Genomic DNA, 23,834 nt, shown 5'->3' on the forward strand with positions numbered 1-23,834 from the left:
GGCAGAGCGTCAGTCAAGCAGGTTTTCCCCGCCAGCGAAAGGGTTAAGGCACGCAATGTGAAGGCTGCAACGCCTGGCCGCAGCTTCTATACTGCGACTTTACCCTTTCAGGACTTCGCCATGGATCGACTCGATTGTGACCGGATGTTTGTCACGGTGCTGGAAACCGGCAGCTTTTCGGCAGCGGCGTTGCGCCTCGGTACCAGCAGCAGTCAGGCTTCTAAACTGGTTTCAAAGCTGGAGCATCAGCTCGGCGTCCAGCTGTTTAAGCGCAGTACGCGCGCCCTCTCGCCCACCGACGTTGGCCGCAGCTATTACGAGCGGGTTAAAAACCTGCTCGATGCATTTGAGACGCTGGATGCCAGCGTGCGGGAAAGCGCCACCACCCCTACCGGCCGGCTGAAAATCAGCGCGCCGGGCTCCTTTGGCACGGCGGTGCTCTCTCAGGTACTGGTGGCGTTTGCCCGGCGCTATCCGCTGATTGAACTGGATGTCAGTTTTTCAGACCGGGCCGTTAACATCGTCGATGAGGGATTTGATATGGCGATCCGCATCGGTAACCTCAGCGACAGCAGTCTGGTCGCGCGTAAGCTGGGCGAAGTGCATGTTCGCATTGCTGCGTCACCGATCTATCTTGAGCAGTTCGGTACGCCACAGCACTGGCGGGAAATGGCGCAGCACCAGTGCATTATCGACACCAATTTCCGCGATCCCTGGCACTGGCCGTTTGCCGGCGATGATGGTGAGATCGTCACCGTGCCGGTCCGTGGCCGTCTGCGCTTTGCCAACACCGAAGCCTGTCTGCAGGCGGCCGTCGCCGGATTAGGTATTGCGCGTCTGCCCGGTTTCATCGCCGCTCCCGCGCTGCAACAGGGCGATGTTGTCCGGCTGCTGGATAACTTCGACACGCCGCCGCTGGGCCTGTTTGCGGTTTATCCGCCCGCCCGTCATCTGGCGCATCGCGCGCGCCTGCTTATCGACTTCCTGGTCACTCACTTTACCCGCTTCCCGCCCGCCTGATTCCGTCCATAATGGAAGAAATGATTGTCTTTACAACCGGATTATCACCTGTTTAGTCATCAGTTAAGCTGCTTCTCAAAACAGAGAGGAGTCGCGCAATGTTAGTAGAAGGTAAATGGAGTAGTGACTGGCATCCGGTGCAGGCTACCGATAAACAGGGCGGGTTTGTCCGTCAGACGTCGGGTTTCCGGGGCTTTATCAGCAGCGATGGCTCCACGGCATTCGCCGCCGAACCCGATCGCTACCACCTCTATGTGGCGCTGATCTGTCCGTGGGCGTCGCGCGCGTTAATTGCCCGCAAGCTCAAAGGGCTGGAGTCGCTGATTAGCGTGACGGTGGTTGAACCGCAGCTCGGTGCTCAGGGCTGGCGCTTTGGCAATTTACCCGGCGCACAGCAGGACCCGCTGAATAACGCGCAGTATCTGCATGAAATCTATACCCGCGTCGCGCCCGACTACACGGGCCGGGCCACCGTGCCGGTGTTGTGGGACAAAAAAACCGCTACCATCGTCAGCAACGAGTCTGCGGACATTGTGCGTATGTTTAACAGCGGCTTCGGCGATCTGGCCGATAACCGCATCGACCTTTATCCCGCTGCGCTGCGTGCGGAGATTGATGCGCTGAATGAGAGCCTCTATCCGCGTCTGAATAACGGTGTTTATCGCGCGGGTTTCGCCACCACCTCCGTCAGCTATCAGCAGGCGTTTAATGACATTTTCAGCCAGCTCGATGAACTGGAGGCGCTGCTCAGCGATGGTCGTACTTTCCTGCTGGGTGAACGGCTGACGGAAACCGACATCCGGCTGTTTGTGACCCTGATTCGCTTTGACGTCGCCTACCATGGCCTGTTCAAATGCAACCTGCGCCGGATCCGCGACTATACGCTGCTGAATCGCTATCTTAAGAGCATGTTGTCGGTCTCTGGCATACGTGAAACGGTCAACATTGACCATATCAAACAGGGTTACTACTCGATCAAGGCGCTGAACCCGAATGGCATCGTTCCGGCCGGGCCTGATCTGAGTGAATACGGTTTATAAAAGGAGCAATGATGGCAAAAGCACTGGTGATTTTTCTGCATGGCGTGGGCAGTAACGGCGACGATCTGGCACCGATTGGCCGTCACTGGGCGACGCTGTTGCCGGATGTGGTTTTTGCCTCGCCCAATGCGCCTGAACGTTTTCCCGCCGGTTTTGGCTGGCAGTGGTTCAGCCTGGCAGACGTGACGCCAGAGAACCGGCCTGGTCGGGTTCGGGCGGCACGGGCCGCGTTTGATACGACCCTCAGCGACATCGTCGCGCAGCACGGCTTTGCCGACCGCTGGCAGGATGTGGTGCTGGTGGGCTTCTCTCAGGGGTCGATCATGGCGCTGGATGCGCTGGCTTCTGGCCGTTATCCGCTGGCGGGCGTGGTCGCCTTTTCTGGTCGTCTGGCGGTTGACGGTGAACTAACCCCGCAGGCTCATGTGCCCGCGTTGCTGATCCATGGTCAGGCTGATGAAGTCATCCCATGGCAGGAGAGCGAATCTGCGGCGGCCCGGCTGCGAGCCGCGGCAGTGCCGGTCGACGCGCGCTTTGAACCCGCCACCGGCCACACCATTTCCGCTCAGGGTGCCATGCACGCCGCCGCGTTTATTGGGCAGTGCTTACAGGATTAACCCCAGCAGCGCGTTAACGCCTGCCAGGCATGGCGGGCAGCCACGTCGGGCGGCAGGCGTTTCAGCGCATCATTAAAGACTTCGATTCCCACCGGCCCCTGATAGCCCGCGCTTTTGAGCTTATCGACAAAGCGTTCAACATCGATAATGCCATCGCCGGGCAGCAGACGCTGATGCTTTGCCATCGCCATCAGGCTCTGCTTATCCTGTGCGGGAACGGCGGCCATATCACACAGCTGTACTTCATAGATGCGATCGGCAGGAATGCCGTCCAGATGGGAGGCGTCACCGCCCAGCGCGCAGATGTGGAACAGATCGATCACCAGCCCGATATTGGGCTGATCGAGTCGCTGCAATCGCTGCCACGCCAGCGGCAGCGTGTTATCTACGCTGCACCAGGCCATCGGCTCATACATAATGCGCATGTTGTAGCGCGCAGCTTCCGAGGCCATCCAGCGCAGGTCATCATCAATCTGATCGGCACAGCAATCCTCACGGGTGCTGGCCGGTGCCTGGAGGGTGTCACAGCCCAGCGCCTGGGCAATCTGTATAAACTGACGCAGCTCTTCGCGCTTCTGAGATCGCAACGCACTGGGTGCGCCGGTGAAATCACGCAGCACCTGCAGATTGGTAAAGCCAGGTCCCTGTCGAGCGCTGATTTCAGCCAGTGCTGCCGCACCGCCTTCATATGCGTCGACATCCTCGCGCCAGATCTCCACCTGATCGAAACCGGCGTCACGCGCCGCCTGCAGCTTCTGGCCGGGTTCACCGTTTAACAACACCAGGTTAAGGAATGTGGGGTTGGTTCGCATTGCTCGGCTCCTTAATCGTCCGGAATAATCGGTGAGGTTCAGCGTCAGCGCCGCGCATTATCCAATCCACGGCGCACACGCCCGAAATCAGTATCCCTTAAGCGGTATGACGCGCACCGGGTCAGCCCAGCAGCGTGACCAGTGCGAAACCGGCAAACGCCATCAGCAGCGAGCCAATCACATGCACCAGCGCGCTGGCCATCGCCCAGAAATACTTCCCTGATTGTAGCAACCCCATTAACTCCGCGGTGAAAGAGGAGAAGGTCGTCAGCCCGCCGCAGAGTCCGGTGACGATCAGCAGTTTCCAGATCGGGTCAATGTCGGGATGGCGAACAAACCAGGCCATCGCCCCGCCGATTACCAGACCGCCGATCAGATTCACCAGCAGCGTGCCGGGCGGCAGGTTGGGAAAGAGTGCATTAAAACGCATCGCGAACAGCCAGCGCAGTACGCAGCCGGCAGAGCCGCCGATCATCACAGCCAGTAACGGTTTAAACATGTCTTGCTCCTGATTACAGAGTAATGCGGGGCTGGGGAGAGAGGCAGAGATAAACTGCGCCTGACACCTCAGCTCCCGCGAAAGGATTGAGTGTCAGGCGTCATCAGCCGGTGTTAAGCCCACCGGCGGTTGGGAAAGGTGGCACGCCATCACCTTGAGCCGGTGATAATACGACGCCCGTTTCAGGCTGGCAATAGTGCGCGCAGGGCGGCTGAATCACTTGACGATGTTGCTATTGCCGGGGTAATGCTGAAGGTTTACAGCCTGTTGCGGAGAGCCTATGCGTACCCTGATTTTTGATACTGATATCGGCGTGGATGACGCCTTTGCGCTGGCTTATGCGGCGCGGACGCAGCATTTACTGGGGATTACCACCGTATCTGGCAACGTGGCGGTGGGTCAGGCGGTGAAAAATGCCCGTCTATTCTGCGACAAAATGGCGATCAGCGCGGCGGTCTATCGCGGCTGTTCACGGCCGCTGGCGCTGGCCGCCTCTGCGCCCGCCAGGCTGCACGGTGAAGATGGGCTGGGCGATGCGTTTGATAATGCTTTTAGCGATCAGGCACCGGGCGCGGTGCAGTTTATTATCGACAGCGTGCGGGCGCAGCCGCATCAGATCACCCTGGTGGCGATTGGCCCACTGACCAATATCGCCACGGCCATTAATCAGGCACCGGATATTATTCCGCTGGTGAAAGAGCTGGTGATTATGGGCGGTGCGTTTGGCACCGACGGCCACAGCGGCAACGTGACGCCCTTCAGTGAATTCAATATCTGGAAAGATCCGCACGCCGCCGATCAGGTACTCGCCTCGGCGCTGAACGTGGTGGTGATCCCGCTGGATGTCACGCACAAAGTGCTGATCAGCGGCGATGAGGTGCAGCGTCTGAATCAGCCGGTGCTGAGCGCTATCTGTCGCCCTTACCTGGCTTACAGTCTGGAGAAAGAGGGATTCGAGGGTATGGCGCTGCACGACACCCTGGCGGTGGCGTGGCTGACGCTGCCACAGGCCTTTACGCTTACTGAAAGCCCGCTGCGGGTGATCACAGAGGGCATCGCCTGCGGTCAGACGGTGCGTAAACTGAGCGCGCTCGCATCACGAGCCGATCCGTTTGCCGGTCTGCCCGCCCAGCGTATTGCGCTCGGCGTGGATGCCGACGCGGTGCGGGCGCACTTCTTTGAGACCCTCACCGCGCCCTGAATCCGGTTACCGATCGAAGTGAATGACGCCTTTGATCAGTTCGCGGTTGTTGATGACCTGCGCCTCAAAGGTTTCATCCAGCGTGGAGAAAGCCAGATGGTGATTCAGCATCATGTCGGCGCGCAGCTGGCCGCTGGCCATTAACGCACGCACCCGATCAAAATCTTCGCGGGTGGCGTTGCGGCTGCCCATCAGCGTGGCCTCTTTTTTATGGAATTCACTGTCCGGGATGACCAGATCGCCTTTGTGCAGACCGACATAGACAATCGTGCCGCCGTGCCGCATCAGGTTGACCGCATTGTTCATCGCCGCCGGGCTGCCGGTGGCGTCGATCACTTTCAGCGCCAGACGGCTACCAAACTGCTCGCGCAACGCACTATCGAAGGCCTCATCAGCCGGATTCAGTGTCGCCAGCCCGAGCTGGTCCGCAACATGCTGGCGACGGAATTCGCTGGTATCCGCCACCACCACCTGCGCGCCGCTGGCGGCGGCAATGGCGGCGACACCCAGCCCAATCGGTCCGGCGCCCACCACCAGCACCTGCTCATCCGCCACAATACCGGCACGCCGCACCGCATGGGCACTGATGGCAAACGGCTCAATCAGCGCGGCCGCTTCCGGTGCCACCTCATCCACCGCCAGCAGGGTGCTGACCGGCACGCTCAGGTAGTCACAGAAACCGCCATCCTGATGCACACCAATGACTGAGATCTGCTCACAGCAGTTGGTCTTGCCGCTCTGGCAGGCGTCGCACTGCAGGCAGGAGATGTAGGGCATGAGCGCCACCCGCTGGCCGGGCTGAAAGCCTTCCGCGCCACTGCCCAGCGCCATTACTTCAGCACAGATTTCATGGCCCAGCACCCGTGGATAACTGAAGAACGGCTGATTGCCGGACCAGGCGTGAATGTCAGTGCCGCAGATCCCGGCAGTCAGTATTTTTATCAGCGCCTCGCCAGCGGCAGGCGTTGGGGTGTCGCGAGTGGCCCAAACCATCTTACGTGGTTCAGCGATGACCAGTGCTTTCATTGTTGTCATGGTGATTCTCCGGTTGTCCTGCTGGCAGTTATGGCGAATCCTGCTTGCGGCGCGGCGTTCGTTTGCGGGAAGTGTGAAGCACGGCGATTTTTTTGGGCTTTGAATGGTTTTTAATGCATAAAAAACCGGAGAGTGAGATGAGTCGCAGCCAGAATTTGCGTCAGAATGTGATCAACCAGATGCTGGAGAGCATTGCTCAGCGTCATATCTGTTCACCATTGCCGCCACAGGCCGCGCTGGCGGAGATGTTCAACATCAGCCGCACCACGGTGCGCCATACCCTGCACTATCTGCACCAGTGCGGCGTGCTGGATAAAGTCGATCAGACTTACGTTATCGTACGCGAACCTCGCGATGATGACGGCTTTAGCGCATTAACGCCGCCGATTGAGCAGCAGGCCAGCCACTTCGAGCAGATGTTTTTTAATATGATTAATCAGCGGCAGCTGGTGCCGGGCGACACCTTCAGCGAGCTGCAACTGGCGCAGCAGGTGAAGGTCAGTCCGGTAGTGGTACGCGAGTTTCTGCTGCGCTTTATGCGCTATGACCTGCTGGAGCCGGTGAAACGTGGTCAGTGGCGGATGAAGAAGTTCACGCAGGATTACGCCGAGAAGCTGTTTGAACTGCGCGAGATGCTGGAAACCCACGCCCTGAGCCGCTTCCTTAATCTGCCCGCCAGCGATGAACGCTGGGTGCAGGCGCGGGATCTGCTGGATCGTCACCGATCAATGCGCGACACCATTGCCAGCAACTATCGTCATTTTGCTGCGCTTGACCGCCAGATGCATTCGCTGATTTTATCCGCCGCTAACAACCCGTTTTTCAATCAGTCGCTGGAGATTATCTCGGTGATCTTTCACTCGCATTATCAGTGGGATGAGAGCGATCTCAAGCAGCGAAATATTGTGGCGCTGGAGGAGCATATGGCGATTCTCACCGCGCTGATTGGCCGTCAGGATATCGATGCGCTCTGTGCCTTGCATAACCATCTGGCGACCGCCAAAACCTCAATGGTGCGCTCAATCAGTCAGTACAATTAAAAACCGATTAAAAACCACAAAGCATTATCTCCCGCACGCTTCAGAAACATCTTTGCAACATCCTTAACCCTTTGCTCTTAGTCTCGACTGCAACGTCACGGCGGCCTTTTGCCGCTGCGCGCAGACCCCTTCTCACCATAACGATAAGTACCCAGTTTCGGGAGAGTGCAATGGAAAAGACTTCAGTAACCGGCCGCGACAGCGTGACCGGCGACACGCCACCAGGCCAGGACTTTGTGCCGATGCGCAGCGATGTGGTGCGTTCACCGCGCATCCGTAAGGTGCAGATCACGGCGATGCTGCTGCTGCTGTTCGCCGCCATCATCAACTATCTGGATCGCAGCTCGCTGTCGGTAGCGAATATGACCATACGCGAGGAGATGGGGCTGAGCGCCACCGAAATCGGCCTCCTGCTCTCTGCATTTTCACTGGCGTATGGTCTGGCGCAGCTGCCGTGCGGTGCGCTGCTGGATCGTAAAGGCCCGCGCATTATGCTCGGTATCGGCATGTTCATCTGGTCGCTGTTCCAGGCGGCTTCTGGTCTGGTGCATAACTTCACCCAGTTTGTACTGGTGCGCATCGGCCTCGGCATTGGCGAAGCGCCGATGAACCCGTGCGGCGTAAAAGTGATCAACGACTGGTTCAACATTAAAGATCGCGGCATGCCGATGGGGATGTTCAATGCGGCGTCGATGATTGGGCTGTCAGTGGCCCCGCCGATTCTGGCGGCGATGATGCTGGTGATGGGCTGGCGTGGCATGTTTGTCACCATCGGTATCCTCGGCATGTTCCTCGCGATCGGCTGGTATATGATTTATCGCGACCGCGATAACAACACCCTGAGCGCCGAAGAGATCCACTATCTGCAGGCGGGCAGCGTCGCCTCGCGTAAAGAGCCAATCAGCTTCAGAGAGTGGCGCGGCCTGTTTAAGCAGCGCACCATGTGGGGCATGATGATTGGCTTCAGCGGCATCAACTACACTGCGTGGCTCTACATCGCCTGGCTGCCGGGCTACCTGCAGTCGACCTATCATCTCGACCTGAAAAGTACCGGCCTGCTGGCGGCGATTCCGTTCCTGTTTGGTGCGGCGGGCATGCTGCTGAATGGCTACGTGGTTGATTCACTGGTGCGTCGCGGCTTTAACGCGGTAAAAACCCGCAAAGTCTGCATCGTCAGCGGGATGCTGCTGTCCGCCGGGTTTACCGCGGTGGTGACCCGCGCGACCGACACGACCAGCGCTGTGACGCTGATCGGGATGGCGCTGTTCTGCATCCACTTTGCCGGAACGTCGTGCTGGGGGCTTATCCACGCCAACGTCACCGCCCGCATGACCGCCTCGGTCGGCAGCATCCAGAACTTCGCCAGCTTTATCTTCGCCTCGTTCGCGCCCGTCATCACCGGCTGGGTGCTCGACACCACCAAATCGTTCAGCCTGGCGCTGATGATTTGCGCCTGTGTAACGCTGGTTGGCGCACTCGCCTACCTGCTGCTGGTGCGCCAGCCAATTACCGACGGCGAATAATCACAACTGACGGCGGCTACGTCAGCGCCGTCAGGGTGACGCCATATTTCGCACCGTAACGTTTAATGCCCGCCATCACCTTCTCTGTACTCAGAGGAGGTGGCGGTGGCAACAGCGGTGCCCGTTCACGCAGTGCCGAGTCGAAGCGGGCAAACGTCGCAAAGTCACGCGGGAAACGCTCTTCGTCCACCCCAATCAATGCCCCCTCGTCACGCGCATAAGAGAGCAGCGCCCGCCAGCGATCAATCTCCGCCAGCCCGATACTGTCGGTGCCGTGAGAAAAGAGCATCATGTCAATGTTGCGGAACGGCGGCTGTTTTTCCAGGAAGCGCTGCAGCGCTGCCGCGGACGGTTCGGTGCAGAATACCAGCCAGAACGGTATTGCCTGCTGCTGCTGGGTACACCAGGGATCCATTAACAGGAAGCTGTCCACCGTCAGCCGGGTCGGTAAAATGCCCGCTGCCAGATACCAGTCGCGATAAATCTCCGCCACCACATAACTCATCGCTTCCGGGTCTTCGTAACGAATCTCCATCAGTTTCCAGTTCTGCGCCGCCGCCAGTTTTTTCAGCGGGGAAATCAGATAACCATCCAGGCCCCACTCCGCTTCCGGTACGTGGTCGGTGATGTCAGGCGGCGTCCAGCGCTCACGATCAATGCCGTAACTCGCCAGATATTCCGCTACCCGCGGGCCACCCTGTAAATACTCTTTTTCGGTTGCGCCACCAAGTGCGCCAAACTGGAAAAACGAGCGATCGCTGGTGCGAGTCACCGGCCACTGGCGGGTGCAGTGGTTGATAAACAGCGTTGAACCCGCGGGCAGGCTCCCCATCAGAAACTCATTAAAAGCCAGCGGCAATTCGCGCAGTTTCAGCCGGAAATAGCGCATCTGGTCGAGCATCAGGCGATCCTGATTCGGGTCATGCATATGGTGCACCGCCAGCCTCGGCCAGGCGGCCAGCAGGGCTGCGGCTATCTCTTTGCCCTGCTCAAAGCTCGCCATCGCATCATCGGGATCGCTGTTAGTCGCCCGCACCGGACAGAGAAAGGTCTGCGGCAGCCAGGGCACGCCCATCGCCGACGCCAGATGCACCAGCGCGCCGTTCGATGAGCCAATAAACGCCGCCGGATAGTCCTGCTGCGGGTACTCGCTGACCATCCATTCTGCGATGCCTTCCACATCCAGCTCGCCCGCCTGACGCAGGCTGATACCTTCTGCCATGCCACCCAGCGCATAGCCCCACTCACGCAGCCCGGTCGGCAGACGGTTCAATGAGGGTAACAGCCGGTCAAGCGTCGGTGACTGGCTCGGACTGGCAAAGGGTCGATCGTTGAGCGCATTGGCCAGCGCCAGCAGCATGGCAGCGGCAGAGTCAAAACGGGCGATGCCTTTGGGCGGTTTACTCATGCTGATTCTCCTGCTGAATGCGCGCCAGGAACGGGCGAATGGCGTTGCAGAAACTCCACGGATAGACGTAGTGCAGCGTATGGGTGCCGTCGCGCAGCGTCAGGCGTTCGCTGTGTGGCATCAGGGCAGCAAGCTCATCCAGCCAGCGCGCCCGACAGATGGGATCGCGCGAGCCGCGCAGCAGCAGCGTCGGCGCAGTGATGTAAGTCAGACGATGTTCGATGCGATCGCGCATCATGGCGCGCATAGTGCCAAAGGCGCGCCATAGCCCCGCTTTAGCGTAATCGATACGGGCCAGCGGCCCCGGCGGACGACGCGACTCCAGTCGGCCATTACACCAGCTGCGCCACAACTGACGCGGCAGGCTGCGGGCATGACGATCGACCGTCGGCCCCTGCAACACCAGCCCCGCCACTGCCTGCGGGTATTTCACCGCCAGTGCCGCCAGAATCTGACACCCAAACGAGTTCCCGACCCAGATAGCACGCTGAAACCCGTTGTGCTGTAGCCAGAGCCAGAGCGCCTCAGCCTGCTCATCCACGGACATGATCGGCGCAGAAGCAGGCAGCGCACTGGCCCCAAAACCGGGCAGATCCGGCACCAGCACGTGATAGTCGCGGCCCAGCGCCAGCGCCAGCGGTTCCATCGCCCGGCCCGACATTACCAGACCGTGAACCAGTACCACCGGCAGCCCCCTATCTTCATTGGGCGTGACGCGGGTAAACATACGCCAGTCGCCTACCTGCTGAAAATAACCCGCCAGCCCGGCGTGATGACTGCGCGGCGACACTGGCGGTGTCTGCTTCAGCTGCTGCCAGCGTTTCATACCCCAAAGCGTAGCCGCCACACCTAATCCCACGCCTGCCACAATCGCTGCCTGTTTTCGTTGATGCTTCTGGATCATCCGCTGCTCCTGATTTGGGGAGAATAATTCAGTGTAGGACGGGATCGGGCAGCAGGCGGGTTATCCGCGTGATGGTGTGAAATAAGTATGGGGTTTCGCATAAGAAGAAGCTGGCATTGCGGGTGATGAACTCTGGCGGGAGATCTGTCTGGTGTAAGCGGGAAGGCAATGACTGAAACACCCGAGGAGTATCGCTTTACATTCGATGCCCGATATCCAGCGTTAGCAAAAGAAATGGATTACTTGCTGGCAATCAGTAATACACCTCAGTGGAACATCGCTTATTTCAAAAGGCGCGTGATGGCTTTTGCCCGATGGTTTAACCTGACATTTCATAACGGGCAGGGCTTATGAAGAGAGGATTAACATCGAGGTGGACGAATAAATACGTAGCAGGTCAGCAGACCAGAATTAATGCGAAAGATAATACGAATTTCAGGCAATAAAAAACCCGCACTGAGCGGGTTTATTTTATTATCAGCAGAGCTTATCTGCTCAGACTTATGTCTTCATCGCTATTGTAAGCTTCGCTGATAATGAGCGCGGCTTACTGCGCTGTGACGTTGCCGGCTGCAGGGCCTTTGGCGCCATTTTCAATGGTGAAGGAGACTTTCTGACCTTCATCAAGCGTTTTGTAGTTATCACCCTGGATAGCAGAGAAATGCACGAATACATCTTTGCTGCCATCATCGGGAGTGATAAAGCCAAAACCTTTATCTGAATTAAACCATTTTACTAAACCAGTCATTTTGTCAGACATAGATATTTCCTTAATCGATTAGCCACTAAGAGCGGCGAAGATGGCCTGTAGTTAGAGATTTACTTATTGGGCACTTAGGAGGAGGCTCTCGAAGAAGGATATCTGTGGATAACACTTGAACTGAGGACTACTTTACTAAAACTGCTTTCATAAGGTCTGTGTTCCAAACCGATGACGCATTAAGACATAGCGATAATAATTTAGCAATGTATAAGTTTATTTATTTTAACCATTTAAACGCTCAGATGGCTGAATGGCCGTTATATTTTGACTACTCAGGAAGTGCTTCAGGCCCCGCTGTGTGCGAAGAGGAGCAGGCAAATCCTGTCATAATGACGGTGCCGATTTAACGTTGATGCTTAACAATAAAACAGAGCCAGTAATGTTACATCGCCTAAAAATTTCCGCACGGCCAGCGAAAGGGTTTTCTCGCCCTGCTTATCTGTGAGCGTTACCTGCTGCATGTCGTACGCCCGGCTCTTCGGTATCTTTCATCCTGATACCGGTCAGTATCCGGACGGCCCGCCCGCCCTCACCCTGCATCTGAAATGCTGGAGGTTTGTCACCCGCCTCCATTCTGGTGCAGAAGCAGCCTGCCGCGATGAGCGAGAAGCGGGCTAAACCCTATCTGTCCGCCCATTTTGAGCATGCTGACTGTCTCAGTGACCGTGAACGGTCAATCCTACGAGCCGGATAACAACAGGACGGACAACCAGTATGCAAAAGAAAGCGGCTGGCATGGCGACCTGGTAAGCATTCATCACATTTGTCATGTAATGAGGTCCCATTCCGAATTCGGCTAACGTGATAACCAGACTCATCAGGAACGCCATGATGATCGCCATGTAAAACGCAAATATGTAAGGTGCCGTGCGCACCGGCAAACGGGTTCGTAAGGTTTTTTTTGTTGCAGCATCAGTCATCTGAATATCCTGTTTAACAAAAGTAGAGAAGACTGCGGCTAACTTAACAAGCTTATGCGGGGGGGTGTAGAGCGGTTATGCTTTAATCGTTATTAAGTAAAATTGACGAATTAACCGTTGAGGATATGATGGACATTTTAGGGCTGATTAGCACTTTTATCCGCGTGGTGGAAAACGGCAGTATTGCAGCGGCGGCACGCGTTAAAGGTATGAGTCCGGCAGCAGTCAGCCAGAGTCTTTCCCGTCTTGAAGCGCATCTGGGCGTGCGACTGCTATCGCGTACCACCCGCAGCATGACCTTAACGGAAAACGGTAAACGCTATTTCGAGAAAGTCCGTCACATCCCACATGATATCGAACTCGCCTCTCAGGCTGCAGCGAATGAAACCAAACCGCAGGGGCCACTTTGTATCGCTACGACAGCCGCGTTTGGTCGGTACGTTCTGGCTCCCCTTATGCCCGCTTTCAAAGCGTCTTTCCCCGATATAGATATTGAACTGATCAGTACCGATCGCAACGTCGATCATCGCCTGGAAGGCGTCGATGTCAGTATCCGCATCGAAGCACAGTTGAATGATCAACTCATCGCCAGAAAAATCGCATCGCTACCCTTTATATTCTGTGCGGCTCCCGCTTACCTTGATCGCGCTGGCACGCCTCAGACGCCTGGAGAACTTAGCCAGCACGCCTGCCTGGTTTTCCGCTATCCCACCGACAGACGGTTTCTGCCATGGACGTTTATGGTCAACGGACAGCCTGTCAATGCAAAACCTAACCCCAGTTTTATCAGCGATGATATTGATATTATTGCTAAAATAGCCATAAACGGCGGCGGCATTGCCCGTCTGGCAAGCTTTGTTGCTCAGCCGCTGATAGACAGCGGTCTGCTAAGGCCTTTGTCCTGGTCAGGTCACAGTGGCGAGAGCACCATTGAGTCCCTGCCCATGAATATCTATGCCTGTGTCACCGAACGTTCGGCACTCAATTCGAAAGTACGGACATTTATTGAATTTGTGGCCGATGCGATTTAAGACAGGCGCGTTTTTGCCGGGCGAAAATTGACGCATTTTTCTGCTTATCCACCCGCAAAAGTCACTCACCGCTGCCGGATAGCGCACTGGGTTTGTGGTTAGCAGACCGTTTCAGGCGGGCATTCAGCTTCATTCCGGGGGCTTCTGATTCCATTGAACGTGAAGGCTTTCCCATTGCGCGCAGATTGATGGGGATTTCAGCAGGTACGTCACCGCCAGTTACAGAAGCAGTTTCGTCGCCATAAAGCGGCATATAACGGGGGAATCAGAAGGAGAGTGTTAGCAGCCAGTCAGATGCACCCGAAGTGCAAAAACGCGGGTTTAAATCAGCAGAAGCAAAGGCAGAAAAAGCAGAAAAGGTGATAATCACAGGTCGATCCCTGACCGCGATTATCGAGGGTTTCTTACAGGGTACTTAGTACATGGCACCCGGCGGTACGTGTTTGAACGTCTCAACGTAAGCGCGGAATACGTGTTTAATGATGCGTTTCATGAAATACCTGTTCAAATTTAGTTGAAGATATACTGAAAAAGTATAGCGTCTGTGCGTTTTAACAGCAAATAAATTTGAACCAGATCACAAAAATGCCGCTTTTATGTGCAAAAGCACTAGGCGGTGTAGCCGAGATGCTGCAACAGAATGGTGGAGCCTACGGCGATTAAGACCACGCCACCCAGCACTTCCGCCCATTTTCCCAGCACCGGACCGATAAAGCGACCGACTAATACGCCTGTGGTCGCCATCACCGTGGTGGCGGCACCAATGGTCAGCGCGGTGGTAATGATATTCACCTGCAGGAAAGCCAGTCCGACACCGACAGCCAGCGCATCGAGGCTGGTCGCGACGGCGGTAGTTGCCAGTACCATAAAGCCGTGGCTTTGCGGGGCTTCGCAGGGTTCGGTGACGGCCGTCTTACGGAAACCTTCCATCATCATACGGCCACCGAGAAACGCCAGCAGGCTGAAGGCAACCCAGTGATCCCATGCCATGATATAACGGCTGGCGGCCAGGCCAAGCGCCCAGCCAATCAGTGGAGTCAGCGCTTCAATGGAGCCAAAGATCAGACCGGTACGCAGCGCTTCTTTAAAACCAGGACGATGCAGTGTGGCACCTTTGCCCAGCGCAGCGGCAAACGCGTCCATCGACATACCCAGCGCAAGAATTAAAGTGGCAATAAAGGTCATGATTTATTCACCTGGGGCGAAAAAGCGGCAATTCACGCTGAATTCACCACACAAAGTGTTCAGTTATGAAAAAGTGGGCGCAGTCTACCATGCAAACCTGAAGATAAAAAGACAGTAAAATCAGGGATTTAAGTATAGCAAAGGCTATAACTCTTATCATTCGCTATGAATGCCGCTAAGTCGATGGTGGCAAAGCATTTTCTTCGGTCTGACCTGGCCGGTTCGGGCTGCGGGATGGCGCTTTGGCGCACGCCACCATTGAACCCTGTCGCCGATTACCTGAAAATGCCGGGCTGATAAATATGGGAAACCGGTTATGAATAACCCTTTTGAGACGTTGATCGTGCCAGGTGGCATTTTGCTGCTGGGCTTTCTCTCGGCGCTGCTGCTGCCCGCACCCGCCTTTAGCGTGACGGTGGCGCAGCACCTGTTGCAGATGTTTCATCTGCAGGATCTGAATCAGCTCTACACGGTGGTGTTTTGCGTCTGGTTTTTGCTGCTGGGCGCACTGGAGTTTTTTGTGATCCGCTTTGTCTGGCGTCGCTGGTTCAGGAGCTGACCGCCTGCGCATCGACCAGCGCTTTTAGCCGTTCGGCACTGCGCGCATAACCTTCACGTGGCAGATGTGCCGCCCCCAGCAGCAGGCCCGCCCCGCGCTGATCCGCCTGCTGATACCAGATCGACAGCGGCGACGGCGCCATGCCCCACTCTGCTGCCTGCTGGGCAATCACCTCATCCGGCGTACCGGCGGGTAAGCGGACAATCACCGCCAGCCCGGCACGTTGCAGATCGGGAAAGTGAGGATGGAGCGCCGCGATCATCTGCTCCAGCCGCTCCTGATAGACGCGCTTCATGCGCCGCAGATGCCGCATAAAGTGACCTTCCCGCAGAAACTCCGCTACCGCATTGTGCAGCAATCCCGAAGAGGCTGGCGCAAGTAATGCGCACACCTCGCCGAAGCGGGCCGTCAGCGCCGTCGGAACCACGATAAAACCGAGCCGCAGTTGCGGCGTCAGCGTCTTACTGAAGGTACCGATGTGCAATACGCGTCCCTCGCTGTCGAGCGCGGCCAGTGCCGGAGCCGCGCGATTACCAGGCTGAAGCTCGCCGAGATAGTCATCTTCGATAATCCAGCGCTGCTCGCGACTGGCCCAGCTCAGCAATGCATGGCGGCGTGCCAGACTCATGGTCATGCCAAGCGGTGCCTGCTGTCCTGGTGTCACCAGCGCAAAAGCGGCATCCGGCGCGCGGGCCATCCCGGCCTCCACCTGCAACCCTTCGGCATCAACCGGCACGGCAACCGGCGTAACGCGCAGCGCGTCAACCGCGCGACGCGCCACCCAGAATCCGGGATCTTCCAGCCAGGCCGTTTTGCCCTGAAAATCCATCGCAAGGCCAATCAGGCCCATCGCGCCCGCATAGCCGCTGGTAATAATAATCTGGTCCGTCTGACAGCGCAGGCCGCGTGCCACCGCAAGGTAGGCCACCAGCGCCTGCCGCAACGCTAAGCTGCCGCGTGGATCGGGATAGCTGGCCGGTCTGCTGACCTGCATGCGCGTCTGACGCTGCAGAATGCGCAGCCAGACTTTGGCCGGGAATGCATCGCTGGCAGGAATGCCCATCTGGAAGATCAGCGGTGGCGCTTCATACCCCTCTGCACCCTCCAGCAGCTGGCGTTCAGCATCGACGCTGACCGGTTTCAACGGCGGTAATGGGCTGACGAAGGTACCCGCCGCACCTCTGGCCTGTAGAAACTGACCATCGACCAGCATGTCATAGCTGGCACGTACCGTGCCGCGCGCCACGCCGAGCTGCACCGCCAGATCGCGACAGGAGGGCAGACGCGCACCGGGCTGTAAGCGCCCTTCTCCAATCGCCTGTTCAATCAGCTGGCGTAGCTGTTCGCTGAGGCCACGTGACGTACCGCGCTGGAGTGTCAGCGTGCAAAGCAGCGATGGACCAGTCAGACTCTCATTTTTTGGCACTTTATCTGCTCCATTGAAAGGCCGAAAATCGCCTCATCAATCCCAGGAGGCAACAAGATGAGCGAACGTATCGATTTCCACAGTGCAGCACCGGCAGGCATGAAAGCGCTGGGCGGCGTATACAGTTATCTGGCGCAAACCGATCTGCCGCTCACTTTACTGGAACTGCTGTTCCTGCGCATATCGCAGATTAACGGCTGCGCCTACTGCATTGATTTACATACCAAAGCGCTGAATAAATCAGGCATGAGTTGGGATAAGATTGTATTGACCTCGGTCTGGCAGGAATCCGGCACGCTGTTCAGTGATAAAGAGAAGGCGGCCCTGCACTGGGCTGAATGCCTGACGCTGATTGCTCAGCAGGGCGCGCCGGATGCCTGCTATGCCACATTAAAAGAGCAATTTAGCGAGAAAAGTATTGTCGATCTGAACATCGCAATTGGCCTGATGAACACCTATAACCGCATGGCGATAAGTCTGAAAAAGCTGCCTGCCAGCGCGAATCAGTCATAAGTGAATCCGATGCGTGCGCCGGTGCGCGCGTATTTTCAGACTCACAAAAATGTAACATTATTTTTACACGAGCAGCTTTTCAGGCTCTCATCACCCGATTCCCGTTATTCCTTACTGCATAATAAATCGCTAAATTTCAGCGAATTAAATAATTCCGCACGGTTCGTATCCATTCCGGCCCTGCACCAGCATGGGGCTTTCTCGCAACATACACTTTCAGTTAACTCACTGACTTATCTCTAAAAAACCGCTAATACGCCACCGCCCCTGATGATTAATTCTTATGCTGAATCATTTCTGCATTTAAAAAATAAACAAATGTTTAATTCAGATGCGAGAATGTTATATTCGGATGACTAAGCATAACGTTCAGTTAACGCGTTATCACCGCTTAACCCTATACCTGAGACTTAACCTTAGAGAAATAGCGCAACGCGCTCGAAAGAAGCGTGACTATTTCGCCTGCGAAACTGTTGGGCTTCAGGTCAACAGAAGAGGAGATGTCGCCTCATGAGCAATTCAGCTGTAAACCTTGCGCTCGCGATGAGTGCCATGGCAAAGGACACCACTACTACCGCGCAGGAGCGCAAAGACGTTGACGTGCTGCTGATTGGCGCAGGTGTGATGAGCGCCACCCTCGGCGCGTGGCTGCAGGATTTAGAGCCGGACTGGTCCATCGAAATGGTGGAGCGGCTGGATAGCGTGGCCGAAGAGTCGTCCAACGGCTGGAATAACGCGGGCACCGGTCATGCGGCGCTGGCAGAGCTGAACTATACGCCTCAGCAGGCGGATGGCAGCATCGACATCTCCAAAGCGGTGACGATCAACGAATCGTTTCAGATTTCCCGCCAGTTCTGGGCTTATCAGGTCCAGAAAGGCAACCTGCGCAACCCTGAAAGCTTTATTCACAGCACGCCGCACATGAGCTTTGTCTGGGGTGACGACAATGTCGACTTCCTGCGCAAGCGCTTTAAGGCGCTGCAGAAGAGCACCCTGTTCCGTGGCATGGCCTACTCCGAAGATCCGCAGCAGATTGCCCGCTGGATCCCGCTGGTGATGAATGGCCGTGACCGCAGTCAGAAAGTGGCCGCGACCTGGACGGAGATGGGCACCGACGTGAACTTCGGTGAAATCACCCGTCAGCTGATTGCCTCGTTAGAGAAGAAAGCGAATTTCCAGCTGCGTCTGCGTCAGGAAGTGCGTGAGCTGAAGCAGCTCGCCGACGGTCGCTGGCAGGTGACGCTGCAGTGTCTGAACAGCGGCACGCGTCGCACACTGACGGCAGGTAAAATCTTTATCGGTGCGGGCGGCGCGGCGTTACCGCTTCTCCAGAAGGCGGGTATCCCGGAAGCCAACGGCTATGCCGGTTTCCCGGTGGGCGGTTCGTTCCTGGTCACAGAAAATCCGCAGGTCGTCGCGCAGCACATGGCCAAGGTCTACGGTAAAGCCAGCGTCGGTGCGCCGCCGATGTCTGTGCCGCATGTCGACACCCGCGTGCTGGATGGCAAGCAGGTGCTGCTGTTTGGCCCATTCGCCACCTTCTCGACTAAGTTCCTGAAGCAGGGTTCGCTGATGGATATGTTCACTTCGCTGAACAGCAGCAATATGCTGCCAATGGTGAAAGTGGGGCTGAAAAGTTTTGATCTGGTGAAATACCTGATGGATCAGGTGCTGCAAAGCGATCGCGACCGGATGGACGCGCTGCGCGCCTATGTGCCGCAGGCGAAGCAGGAGGACTGGCAGTTAGTCACTGCCGGTCAGCGTGTGCAGATCATCAAGAAAGATGAAAAAGAGGGCGCCGTGTTGCGTCTGGGCACCGAAGTGGTCGCTTCACAGGATGGCACGATTTCAGCGCTGCTGGGTGCCTCGCCAGGTGCGTCTACGGCGGCACCGATCATGCTGGAGCTGCTGCACAAGGTCTGTCCTGAGCAGATGGCTTCGCCGGAATGGCAGAACAAAATCCGCGCGGTGATCCCTTCCTGGGGTCGCAAACTGAACGGCGACGTGGCGCTGACAGAGAAAGTGTTAGCTGAAACCAGCCGCATTCTGCATCTCGATTACTCGCCGGTCACCCCGATGGCGGCCAACGATGAAGGACGGGAAACCGCCTTCGTCGTCGGCAAGTAATGTGCCACTGAAGAACAGAAGGCTTTGCATCTGAATTGCCCCAGCAAACCGGGCAGTTTATATTAAGCCGCTTTCAGGGCCTGAGCCCGGTACTTAACCGGACTCAGGCCTTTCCGTTTCAGGCTTATCCGCTCGTTTTTTCATCATAACCCTATTCGCAGATCGCCCGCTTCACCTTATCAATTCAGTTAAACTGATCGCAATATAAACACGCCGAGTCCAGCGTGCAGATGCTGTGTCCCTGCATAATAATTTCCGTGCAGTCTCAGATCCGCGATATACTTTGCATCACTCCATGTGCTTTAAATTTGGCTATCTGTTAATCGTAAAATTACGATAAAAATATGAGCTCTGTGTCACATTAAGGAATATGTCATTTTGTTATTTTTTCCGGACTCATTATTTAAAAAGGATTTTCATAAAAGGATTAAATATTTTAGAAGTAAAATATGTCTCTGGTGTCGGAGCCGAATCTTACAGATTCGATGTTAATCTGGAGATTGCTCAGGTTATGACTGCGAAGTTTAACCAATGTAATGTAAAAGATTTAACTACAGATATGTTTCAATTTGCAATAGCCTCCGGCGTGCCGGGCTCAATGAGCGGTGCCGTAATCGTTCCTGGAATCGGACTGGTGCCAGGATGGATTGTCGGAGCAGCTACGGATGCGACAGGCGCGGCTTTCACTTACGGACTAACCTGCTGGTGGTAATGAAACCGGTACAGAGAGTTTTTTTAGATACGCTGCTCATCATTTTAGCATTATTTTTAATGGTCTATTTTATTGATGGTTTACCAACGATAAAAGACTCAATCAAAATAGTGATAACCGGAGTATTAACAGGACTGATAAATTACAAGCTATATGGTAAATAAAATCGCTGTTTGCAGAATTAAAATATCACCTTTTAAAAATCTTACTTAATCGATTAACGCTTTAAAGCTGGACAGTTTATATTAAGGCGCTTTGAGGGCCTGGGTTCGGTATTCAACCGGACTCAGGTCTTTCATTTTCAGGCTTGTCGGTTCGCTATTTTAAGAGATAGGTTCAAAGATGACTCTGCTGGGTGAGCAGCTTTAAGGGTCAATCCGGTTGCGGGGCCTTTTTTATTGGCCGGTTACCTGGTCGATTCGGGCATTCTCTATTAGGGTTAAGGCATCTTTTAGCTGCACGATCAGGAGGAACCCGCATGTCTTACTCCCCTGTGTCACCCGAATTTACCCTGCTCGACCGCTACTGGCGGGCAGCGAACTACCTCTCCGTCGGACAGATTTACCTGATGGATAACCCACTGTTACGCGAACCGCTCAAACCGGAGCACATCAAACCGCGTCTGCTGGGCCACTGGGGCACCACGCCAGGGCTGAATTTTATCTACGCTCATCTCAACCGTGTTATCCGCAAACAGAACCTGAATATGATCTACATCTGCGGGCCAGGACACGGCGGCCCTGGCATGGTGGCAAATACCTGGCTGGAGGGCAGCTACAGCGAGATTTATCCGCACATCTCTCAGGATGCGGCGGGCATGCAGCGCCTGTTTAAGCAGTTTTCTTTTCCGGGCGGCATTCCCAGCCACGCCGCGCCAGAAACGCCCGGCTCGATTAATGAAGGCGGTGAGCTGGGCTATTCGCTCTCCCATGCCTTTGGTGCCGCTTTCGATAATCCCGATCTGGTGGTGCCATGCGTGATTGGCGACGGTGAAGCCGAGACCGGGCCGCTGGCCTCAAGCTGGCACGGCATCAAATTCCTCAACCCTGAACGTGACGGTGCGGTGCTGCCGATTCTGCATCTGAATGGCTATAAGATTGCCAACCCGACGCTGCTGGGTCGCAGCAGCGACGAAGACCTGCACCAGCTGTTCAGTGGCTACGGCTATGAGCCGATATTTGTCTGCGGGCATGAACCGGAAAAAATGCATCCGCTGATGGCGGAGGCACTGGATAACGCCTTCAGTAAGATTGCTCAGTATCAGCGAGAGGCGCGCAGCGGCAACGCCAGCACTGACGTGCCGCGCTGGCCGATGATTATTCTGCGCAGCCCCAAAGGCTGGACCGGCCCAAAAACGGTCGACGGCAAGAAAGTGGAGGATTTCTGGCGGGCGCATCAGGTGCCGGTCGCGGCCTGTCGTGAAGATGACGGTCATCGCCAGATCCTTGAGACGTGGATGCGCAGCTATCAGCCTGACGACCTGTTTGATGAGCAGGGTCGCCTGAAGCCGGAACTGCAGGCGCTGGCACCAGAGGGCGATAAGCGCATGGGCGCTTCACCGTATGCCAATGGCGGCCTGCTGCGTCGTGAGCTGGATACGCCCGGGATCGCAGAGTTTGCCTGCGATGTCAGCGAGCCAGGTGCGGAGATGGCGCAGGCCACCGAGCATCTGGGCCGCTATCTCAGCGTGCTGTTCCAGCGTAACCGCGATAATTTCCGCCTGTTTGGCCCGGATGAAACCGCCTCTAACCGCCTGACACCCGTCTTCGACGTGACCAGCCGCACCTGGCTGGAACGAACCGAGCCTTATGATGAGCAGCTGGCGCGGGATGGCCGGGTGATGGAAATTCTCAGTGAGCATCAGTGTCAGGGCTGGCTGGAAGGCTATCTGCTGACCGGCCGCCACGGACTGTTCAACTGCTATGAGGCTTTTATTCACATCGTCGATTCGATGTTTAACCAGCACGCCAAGTGGCTGAAAGTCTCGCGCAAACTGGGCTGGCGTAAACCGATCTCGTCGCTGAACTATCTGCTCTCGTCCCATGTCTGGCGGCAGGACCACAATGGCTACAGCCATCAGGATCCGGGCTTTATCGACCATGTCGCTAACAAGAAAGCGGACATCGTGCGCATCTACCTGCCGCCCGATGCCAATACGCTGCTGTGGGTTGGCGATCACTGCCTGCGCACCTGGGACCGGATCAATGTGATTGTGGCGGGTAAACAGCCTGCGCCGCAGTGGCTGGATATGGCCAGCGCCGTGACACATTGTGAAGCGGGTATGGGTGAGTGGCGCTGGGCGGGCACTACGCCGGAGAATGAACAGCCGGATGTGGTGATGGCCTGTGCCGGTGATGTCCCAACTATGGAAACGATGGCGGCGGTCGATCTGCTGCGCGAGATGCTGCCCGGACTGCGCATCCGCGTGGTGAATGTAGTCGACCTGCTGGCGCTACAGCCGGAAGAGCAGCATCCGCATGGCAAATCTGATGCGGAGTTCGATGCGCTGTTTACCCAGGACAAACCGGTGATCTTTGCCTTCCACGGCTATCCGACGCTGATCCATCGCCTGACCTATTCCCGTACCAATCACCGCAACTTCCATGTGCGCGGCTTCAATGAAGAGGGAACTACCACCACGCCATTTGATATGACGGTGCTGAACGAGCTTGACCGCTATCATCTCGCGCAGGAGGCGATTCTGCGCGTGCCGGGACTGGCCGATACACATCCGGAACTGCTGGAGGATTTACAGCAGCGTCTGGCGGAGCATCATCGCTATGTCCGTGAACATGGCGAAGATTTGCCGGAGGTGCAGAACTGGAAATGGCCGTCGGCCACCGCACCCGGTGCACCTGATTAAGCGGCCAGCAGCGCGTCGGTCAGCATCCAGACGGTCGTCGCCACCAGTGACAGCGCCATCAGGCTGTTAAACAGCTGACGCTTCCAGGCAATCTGCAGATGGCTGCGCAGGCGATCGCCCAGCGCAGCCCAGATCAGGATGCAGGGCAGATTGAGCAGCATAAAGGCGATCATCACCGTCAGCACACCGCTACTGCCGCTGTAAAGCAGCGCGACGTTGGTGGCCATCAGCCAGGCTTTGGGGTTGATGGCCTGGAAGCAGGCACCGCCCACCAGCGTCATCGGCTGTGCCCGGGTTCGCGCTTCCGGTGCACCGGCGCGAAAAATTTTCCAGGATAACCACATCAGATAGGTACAGCCTGCCAGCGTCAGCGGCAGGCGAATCGCCGCCATCCAGTGCAGCAACACCTCCAATGCCATCCCGGCAATCACTGTCTGTACCGCGCAGCCCACCAGAATGCCAAACACCATCGGCAGGGTCCGCCGCATGCCAAAATTGACCCCGGATGTCGCCAGCAACAGATTGTTCGGGCCTGGCGTAATCGACATCACGGTAACGTAACTGAAGAAAGAGGGATCGAGCATCGTGGCTCTCCTGAAAGTGGACAGCGTTCTATGCTACGGCGGAGAAAGAGAT

At 56.4% G+C, this 23,834-nt stretch carries 24 protein-coding genes, 1 pseudogene and 1 riboswitch; of the genes and pseudogenes, 13 read left to right on the plus strand and 12 right to left on the minus strand.

Annotated features, from left to right (window positions below; all coding sequences use genetic code 11):
• Positions 1-120: 120 nt before the first annotated feature.
• From ACTJKZ_RS18180 to ACTJKZ_RS18190, 3 genes are all read left to right on the plus strand, one after another.
• On the plus strand, positions 121-1,020 hold the full coding sequence (locus ACTJKZ_RS18180; protein WP_161734072.1) for a LysR family transcriptional regulator: 900 nt from the start codon (positions 121-123) through the stop codon (positions 1,018-1,020).
• 98 nt (positions 1,021-1,118) lie between these two features.
• Positions 1,119-2,060 carry a glutathione S-transferase family protein gene (locus tag ACTJKZ_RS18185; RefSeq protein ID WP_161734070.1) on the plus strand — a complete coding sequence of 314 codons (942 nt, stop codon included), beginning with the start codon at positions 1,119-1,121 and terminating at the stop codon, positions 2,058-2,060.
• 11 nt (positions 2,061-2,071) lie between these two features.
• Complete coding sequence (locus ACTJKZ_RS18190) at positions 2,072-2,677, plus strand: alpha/beta hydrolase (RefSeq protein ID WP_161734149.1); 606 nt, start codon at positions 2,072-2,074, stop codon at positions 2,675-2,677.
• Here ACTJKZ_RS18190 and ACTJKZ_RS18195 read toward each other — a convergent pair.
• Positions 2,674-3,489, minus strand: a complete 816-nt coding sequence (locus tag ACTJKZ_RS18195; protein WP_161734068.1) for a sugar phosphate isomerase/epimerase family protein — start codon at positions 3,487-3,489, stop codon at positions 2,674-2,676. The two genes, ACTJKZ_RS18190 and ACTJKZ_RS18195, sit on opposite strands and share 4 nt — an antisense overlap.
• Positions 3,490-3,610: 121 nt before the next feature.
• The gene (crcB, locus tag ACTJKZ_RS18200; protein ID WP_150011351.1) at positions 3,611-3,988 is read right to left on the minus strand and encodes a fluoride efflux transporter CrcB; all 378 of its coding nucleotides are present in this window, start codon (positions 3,986-3,988) and stop codon (positions 3,611-3,613) included.
• An 87-nt stretch (positions 3,989-4,075) separates the two neighbouring features.
• Positions 4,076-4,151: riboswitch (Fluoride riboswitch) on the minus strand.
• A 117-nt stretch (positions 4,152-4,268) separates the two neighbouring features.
• On the opposite strand from crcB, the gene ACTJKZ_RS18205 reads away from it, so the two are divergent.
• Positions 4,269-5,189, plus strand: a complete 921-nt coding sequence (locus ACTJKZ_RS18205; protein WP_222924863.1) for a nucleoside hydrolase — start codon at positions 4,269-4,271, stop codon at positions 5,187-5,189.
• A gap of 6 nt (positions 5,190-5,195) precedes the next feature.
• On the opposite strand, the gene ACTJKZ_RS18210 is transcribed toward ACTJKZ_RS18205, so the two are convergent.
• Positions 5,196-6,224: a zinc-binding alcohol dehydrogenase family protein gene (locus ACTJKZ_RS18210; protein ID WP_161734064.1), complete on the minus strand. Its 1,029-nt coding sequence runs from the start codon at positions 6,222-6,224 to the stop codon at positions 5,196-5,198.
• A gap of 137 nt (positions 6,225-6,361) precedes the next feature.
• On the opposite strand from ACTJKZ_RS18210, the gene ACTJKZ_RS18215 reads away from it, so the two are divergent.
• Positions 6,362-7,264, plus strand: coding sequence for an FCD domain-containing protein (locus tag ACTJKZ_RS18215; protein WP_440829908.1), 903 nt, complete (start codon positions 6,362-6,364; stop codon positions 7,262-7,264).
• A gap of 170 nt (positions 7,265-7,434) precedes the next feature.
• Positions 7,435-8,787 (plus strand): MFS transporter, encoded by a 1,353-nt coding sequence (locus ACTJKZ_RS18220; protein WP_222924860.1) that lies wholly within the window; start codon positions 7,435-7,437, stop codon positions 8,785-8,787.
• Between the two features lie 16 nt (positions 8,788-8,803).
• Here the strand turns inward: ACTJKZ_RS18220 and ACTJKZ_RS18225 are convergent, their stop codons facing one another.
• The gene (locus ACTJKZ_RS18225; RefSeq protein ID WP_285087108.1) at positions 8,804-10,195 is read right to left on the minus strand and encodes a hypothetical protein; all 1,392 of its coding nucleotides are present in this window, start codon (positions 10,193-10,195) and stop codon (positions 8,804-8,806) included.
• Complete coding sequence (locus ACTJKZ_RS18230) at positions 10,188-11,099, minus strand: alpha/beta fold hydrolase (protein ID WP_161734056.1); 912 nt, start codon at positions 11,097-11,099, stop codon at positions 10,188-10,190. Before ACTJKZ_RS18230 ends, ACTJKZ_RS18225 begins: the two co-directional genes overlap by 8 nt.
• Positions 11,100-11,267: 168 nt before the next feature.
• Between ACTJKZ_RS18230 and ACTJKZ_RS18235 the strand changes: the two genes are divergently transcribed.
• The gene (locus ACTJKZ_RS18235; protein ID WP_253420406.1) at positions 11,268-11,453 is read left to right on the plus strand and encodes a hypothetical protein; all 186 of its coding nucleotides are present in this window, start codon (positions 11,268-11,270) and stop codon (positions 11,451-11,453) included.
• 193 nt (positions 11,454-11,646) lie between these two features.
• Here ACTJKZ_RS18235 and cspE read toward each other — a convergent pair whose 3' ends face one another.
• A complete protein-coding gene (gene cspE, locus ACTJKZ_RS18240) occupies positions 11,647-11,859 on the minus strand; it encodes a transcription antiterminator/RNA stability regulator CspE (RefSeq protein ID WP_161734054.1) in 213 nt (70 codons plus the stop codon).
• A 659-nt stretch (positions 11,860-12,518) separates the two neighbouring features.
• Entirely contained in the window at positions 12,519-12,782 is a 264-nt protein-coding gene (locus ACTJKZ_RS18245) for a DUF2798 domain-containing protein (RefSeq protein ID WP_161736900.1), read from the minus strand.
• Between the two features lie 128 nt (positions 12,783-12,910).
• Between ACTJKZ_RS18245 and ACTJKZ_RS18250 the strand changes: the two genes are divergently transcribed.
• Positions 12,911-13,813: a LysR family transcriptional regulator gene (locus tag ACTJKZ_RS18250; RefSeq protein ID WP_161736901.1), complete on the plus strand. Its 903-nt coding sequence runs from the start codon at positions 12,911-12,913 to the stop codon at positions 13,811-13,813.
• Positions 13,814-14,228: 415 nt separating this feature from the next.
• Here the strand turns inward: ACTJKZ_RS18250 and azuC are convergent, their stop codons facing one another.
• Together azuC and mntP are read right to left on the minus strand one after the other, a co-directional pair.
• Positions 14,229-14,306: a stress response protein AzuC gene (gene azuC / locus ACTJKZ_RS18255; RefSeq protein WP_123809971.1), complete on the minus strand. Its 78-nt coding sequence runs from the start codon at positions 14,304-14,306 to the stop codon at positions 14,229-14,231.
• Between the two features lie 116 nt (positions 14,307-14,422).
• A complete protein-coding gene (mntP, locus tag ACTJKZ_RS18260; RefSeq protein ID WP_161736898.1) occupies positions 14,423-14,998 on the minus strand; it encodes a manganese efflux pump MntP in 576 nt (191 codons plus the stop codon).
• Positions 14,999-15,314: 316 nt separating this feature from the next.
• On the opposite strand from mntP, the gene ACTJKZ_RS18265 reads away from it, so the two are divergent.
• Positions 15,315-15,557: a DUF1158 domain-containing protein gene (locus ACTJKZ_RS18265; protein WP_161736897.1), complete on the plus strand. Its 243-nt coding sequence runs from the start codon at positions 15,315-15,317 to the stop codon at positions 15,555-15,557.
• Here ACTJKZ_RS18265 and pdxR read toward each other — a convergent pair.
• On the minus strand, positions 15,547-16,983 hold the full coding sequence (gene pdxR, locus ACTJKZ_RS18270; RefSeq protein ID WP_440829909.1) for a MocR-like pyridoxine biosynthesis transcription factor PdxR: 1,437 nt from the start codon (positions 16,981-16,983) through the stop codon (positions 15,547-15,549). The genes ACTJKZ_RS18265 and pdxR overlap by 11 nt on opposite strands.
• Before the next feature lie 57 nt (positions 16,984-17,040).
• On the opposite strand from pdxR, the gene ACTJKZ_RS18275 reads away from it, so the two are divergent.
• Both ACTJKZ_RS18275 and mqo read left to right on the plus strand, forming a co-directional pair.
• Positions 17,041-17,496 (plus strand): carboxymuconolactone decarboxylase family protein, encoded by a 456-nt coding sequence (locus tag ACTJKZ_RS18275; protein ID WP_161736895.1) that lies wholly within the window; start codon positions 17,041-17,043, stop codon positions 17,494-17,496.
• 510 nt (positions 17,497-18,006) lie between these two features.
• Positions 18,007-19,623, plus strand: coding sequence for a malate dehydrogenase (quinone) (gene mqo / locus ACTJKZ_RS18280; RefSeq protein WP_161736894.1), 1,617 nt, complete (start codon positions 18,007-18,009; stop codon positions 19,621-19,623).
• 62 nt (positions 19,624-19,685) lie between these two features.
• On the opposite strand, the pseudogene ACTJKZ_RS18285 reads toward mqo, so the two are convergent.
• Positions 19,686-19,760 (minus strand): annotated as a pseudogene (locus ACTJKZ_RS18285) (IS3 family transposase); the annotation flags it as partial.
• A 233-nt stretch (positions 19,761-19,993) separates the two neighbouring features.
• Here ACTJKZ_RS18285 and ACTJKZ_RS18290 point away from each other — a divergent pair.
• Positions 19,994-20,335: a hypothetical protein gene (locus ACTJKZ_RS18290; protein WP_440829910.1), complete on the plus strand. Its 342-nt coding sequence runs from the start codon at positions 19,994-19,996 to the stop codon at positions 20,333-20,335.
• A 478-nt stretch (positions 20,336-20,813) separates the two neighbouring features.
• On the plus strand, positions 20,814-23,198 hold the full coding sequence (locus ACTJKZ_RS18295; protein WP_440829911.1) for a phosphoketolase family protein: 2,385 nt from the start codon (positions 20,814-20,816) through the stop codon (positions 23,196-23,198).
• On the opposite strand, the gene ACTJKZ_RS18300 is transcribed toward ACTJKZ_RS18295, so the two are convergent.
• Positions 23,195-23,782, minus strand: a complete 588-nt coding sequence (locus tag ACTJKZ_RS18300) for a LysE family translocator (RefSeq protein ID WP_161736397.1) — start codon at positions 23,780-23,782, stop codon at positions 23,195-23,197. The genes ACTJKZ_RS18295 and ACTJKZ_RS18300 overlap by 4 nt on opposite strands.
• Positions 23,783-23,834: the final 52 nt, after the last annotated feature.

The sequence above is a fragment of the Pantoea sp. 22096 genome, from assembly GCF_052045955.1.
GTDB lineage: Bacteria > Pseudomonadota > Gammaproteobacteria > Enterobacterales > Enterobacteriaceae > Pantoea > Pantoea alfalfae.

Bases quoted from the DNA above. Each gene is read 5' to 3' on its own strand.
- ACTJKZ_RS18180 (WP_161734072.1), top strand. From the start codon at position 121: ATGGATCGACTCGATTGTGACCGGATGTTTGTCACGGTGCTGGAAACC.
- ACTJKZ_RS18185 (WP_161734070.1), top strand. From the start codon at position 1,119: ATGTTAGTAGAAGGTAAATGGAGTAGTGACTGGCATCCGGTGCAGGCT.
- ACTJKZ_RS18190 (WP_161734149.1), top strand. From the start codon at position 2,072: ATGGCAAAAGCACTGGTGATTTTTCTGCATGGCGTGGGCAGTAACGGC.
- ACTJKZ_RS18195 (WP_161734068.1), bottom strand. From the start codon at position 3,489: ATGCGAACCAACCCCACATTCCTTAACCTGGTGTTGTTAAACGGTGAA.
- crcB (WP_150011351.1), bottom strand. From the start codon at position 3,988: ATGTTTAAACCGTTACTGGCTGTGATGATCGGCGGCTCTGCCGGCTGC.
- ACTJKZ_RS18205 (WP_222924863.1), top strand. From the start codon at position 4,269: ATGCGTACCCTGATTTTTGATACTGATATCGGCGTGGATGACGCCTTT.
- ACTJKZ_RS18210 (WP_161734064.1), bottom strand. From the start codon at position 6,224: ATGACAACAATGAAAGCACTGGTCATCGCTGAACCACGTAAGATGGTT.
- ACTJKZ_RS18215 (WP_440829908.1), top strand. From the start codon at position 6,362: ATGAGTCGCAGCCAGAATTTGCGTCAGAATGTGATCAACCAGATGCTG.
- ACTJKZ_RS18220 (WP_222924860.1), top strand. From the start codon at position 7,435: ATGGAAAAGACTTCAGTAACCGGCCGCGACAGCGTGACCGGCGACACG.
- ACTJKZ_RS18225 (WP_285087108.1), bottom strand. From the start codon at position 10,195: ATGAGTAAACCGCCCAAAGGCATCGCCCGTTTTGACTCTGCCGCTGCC.
- ACTJKZ_RS18230 (WP_161734056.1), bottom strand. From the start codon at position 11,099: ATGATCCAGAAGCATCAACGAAAACAGGCAGCGATTGTGGCAGGCGTG.
- ACTJKZ_RS18235 (WP_253420406.1), top strand. From the start codon at position 11,268: ATGACTGAAACACCCGAGGAGTATCGCTTTACATTCGATGCCCGATAT.
- cspE (WP_161734054.1), bottom strand. From the start codon at position 11,859: ATGTCTGACAAAATGACTGGTTTAGTAAAATGGTTTAATTCAGATAAA.
- ACTJKZ_RS18245 (WP_161736900.1), bottom strand. From the start codon at position 12,782: ATGACTGATGCTGCAACAAAAAAAACCTTACGAACCCGTTTGCCGGTG.
- ACTJKZ_RS18250 (WP_161736901.1), top strand. From the start codon at position 12,911: ATGGACATTTTAGGGCTGATTAGCACTTTTATCCGCGTGGTGGAAAAC.
- azuC (WP_123809971.1), bottom strand. From the start codon at position 14,306: ATGAAACGCATCATTAAACACGTATTCCGCGCTTACGTTGAGACGTTC.
- mntP (WP_161736898.1), bottom strand. From the start codon at position 14,998: ATGACCTTTATTGCCACTTTAATTCTTGCGCTGGGTATGTCGATGGAC.
- ACTJKZ_RS18265 (WP_161736897.1), top strand. From the start codon at position 15,315: ATGAATAACCCTTTTGAGACGTTGATCGTGCCAGGTGGCATTTTGCTG.
- ACTJKZ_RS18275 (WP_161736895.1), top strand. From the start codon at position 17,041: ATGAGCGAACGTATCGATTTCCACAGTGCAGCACCGGCAGGCATGAAA.
- mqo (WP_161736894.1), top strand. From the start codon at position 18,007: ATGAGCAATTCAGCTGTAAACCTTGCGCTCGCGATGAGTGCCATGGCA.
- ACTJKZ_RS18290 (WP_440829910.1), top strand. From the start codon at position 19,994: ATGTCATTTTGTTATTTTTTCCGGACTCATTATTTAAAAAGGATTTTC.
- ACTJKZ_RS18295 (WP_440829911.1), top strand. From the start codon at position 20,814: ATGTCTTACTCCCCTGTGTCACCCGAATTTACCCTGCTCGACCGCTAC.
- ACTJKZ_RS18300 (WP_161736397.1), bottom strand. From the start codon at position 23,782: ATGCTCGATCCCTCTTTCTTCAGTTACGTTACCGTGATGTCGATTACG.